At 66.2% G+C, this 269-nt stretch carries 1 protein-coding gene; it reads right to left on the reverse strand.

Annotation, left to right across the window (positions count from 1 at the left end; all coding sequences use genetic code 11):
- Window positions 1-269: TraC family protein (locus tag AC3XQU_RS23990; RefSeq protein ID WP_489876632.1), on the reverse strand; the 269-nt coding region annotated here is incomplete at both ends.

A 269-nucleotide genomic window follows, 5' to 3' on the forward strand; every position in this document is an offset into this window, starting at 1 on the left:
CCCCACGCCGGCGAGAGATTCGCCACATGCTGGGCGAACATCAGTTGGGTGAACCAGTTCCGCCGATCCTGCGCAGGGTTGTAGCAGCACGGTAGCCAGCGCAGGTAGCTGTTGAGCGGCGCAACTTCATCGTCCTCGCGCACGGGCTGCAACCCCGCGTTGAGCATCACGTTGGCGAGGTCCAGGCCGCGCCTGTCAAGCTCGGCTTCGTCGCGCCCGCGCAGATAGAAGGCCAGCGTGCCGCGGTAGAGCTTGTGCGCGCTGCCGAT

It is taken from the genome of Telluria sp. AZSoR62 (genome assembly GCF_058111565.1).